Origin of the sequence: Streptomyces sp. NPDC006265 (assembly GCF_040613555.1) — a bacterium.
In the GTDB taxonomy this organism is placed as follows: domain Bacteria; phylum Actinomycetota; class Actinomycetes; order Streptomycetales; family Streptomycetaceae; genus Streptomyces.
In genome coordinates this window covers 1-1,608 of the sequence record NZ_JBEXSH010001345.1, presented here as the reverse complement: position 1 = coordinate 1,608, position 1,608 = coordinate 1, and the positions used below count along the sequence as shown (strand labels likewise).

The window sequence follows — 1,608 nt, the reverse complement described above, 5'->3', positions numbered from 1 at the left end:
GACCGAGGACGCGGCACGGCTGGCCGAGAGCGGCCTGCTGGGCCCGAAGACCGTCGTCTACACACCGGAAGAGGGTGCGCCCGGCGAAGCCCTCGGCGCGGCCAGGCCGACGGCCTGCCGGAGCAGTTCGCGATGGCGCAGCAGCGGCTCGCGGCGCTCCGGTGGTGCGAGCAGGAGCAGGTCGTCGAGACCGGCCAGCATGCGCCGGGAGATCTGCGGGCTCCCGACGGCGCATCCCCGTACCTCGGTGAACCCGAGATCCACCAGCTCGGTCCAGTCCGGCACGGGCTGCACCAGCCGCACCGCACCGGACCGGTCCCGGTGGAGTGCGGCGTCCAGCGGACGCCGGCTCAGCGCGGCCAGGAACTGGACGACGCGGTCCAGCGCCTGGACGGCGGTCGTCGGATCGTTGATCGCGGGGGACAGGGCGCGCAGTGCGATGTCGGACAACTGCCGCAGCCCGAAACCGAGATCCTGGTGGTAGGTCCGCTCCACCCCCACCGAGATCGCGTAGCGCAGGGCCCTGCGCGGCGGGACCGGCCCGCCGTGCACCGCCAGCACGGGCATGCCGGGCACCACGAAGTCCCCGATCCGCGGGATCAGCCGCAGCACGACCCCGTGTTTGCGCGCCACGCGCACCAGCCGCGCGATGTGCACGTCCCGCAGGACTCCCGCCGGGCCGTCGTGCGGCACCCACGCGGTCTCCGTACCGTGAACGGGAGCCTCCTGCCCGCCCACCGGCACGGGCATCGAGGCGGGCACCCGGAAGGACTCCGAGGCGATCCGTGCGATCACATGGCTGATCCGCATCAGCCGCAGAGTGGCGTTCACGTACAGCACGAACAGCAGCAGGCTCAGCCCGACCATGCTGAGGGTGAGGACCGACTGCACCAGGGGCACCGTCGTGACGGCCCGGGGTTCGTCGACGGTGTCGAAGCTCGTCAGGACCAGCAAGGTCAGTACGAAGGTCGCCAGGAACACCGCGAAGGTCGCCTTGGTGATCCGGCTCCGGACGAAGAGCCGCACCACGCGCGGGGTGAACTGTCCGCTCGCCATCTGCACCGCCACCAGCGAGATGCTGAAGACCACGCCGATGAAGGTCATCATCGCCGAGCCGACCGCGCTCACCACGGCCTTCGCGTCCTCCGCGAACCGCAGCAGTTCGGCGAGCGTCTCGTAGTCCCGGTCCCGCTGGAGCGCGTCGACGATGGCCGTGTCGAGCGCCTCTGCCCCGACCCAGACCACGAAGACGCTCACCATCGCCGCAGTGGGGGCGAACCAGAACGTGTCGCGCAGATGCTCCCGGAGCGGCGACAAGGCACGCCGACGATGTCCCGCCGGGGGGCTCTGCGTAACCATCCAGTCACTCATGGTGTGACCCTAGAGCTATCGGACCGTGAGGTCCCGGACCCCCGCCAGGCGGATGGAAACGCAGGTGAAAGGCACTCCGAAAGCTTGGTATTGTTGTCCGTGTCGCCGCGGGGGGAACACTCTGGCAAGGCGGCAGACACCTGGTCCGGGTGGCGGAATGGCAGACGCGCTAGCTTGAGGTGCTAGTGCCCTTTATCGGGCGTGGGGACGGTGCGGCCTCCTGGCTCACCGTCACCA

At 70.1% G+C, this 1,608-nt stretch carries 1 protein-coding gene; it reads right to left on the bottom strand.

From position 1 onward, the window contains the following. Positions 1-57: 57 nt before the first annotated feature. The gene (locus ABZ281_RS48680; RefSeq protein WP_356665193.1) at positions 58-1,371 is read right to left on the bottom strand and encodes a DUF2254 domain-containing protein; all 1,314 of its coding nucleotides are present in this window, start codon (positions 1,369-1,371) and stop codon (positions 58-60) included. Positions 1,372-1,608 lie beyond the last annotated feature (237 nt).

Coding starts and splice junctions, on each gene's coding strand:
- ABZ281_RS48680 (WP_356665193.1), bottom strand. CDS start 1,371: ATGAGTGACTGGATGGTTACGCAGAGCCCCCCGGCGGGACATCGTCGG.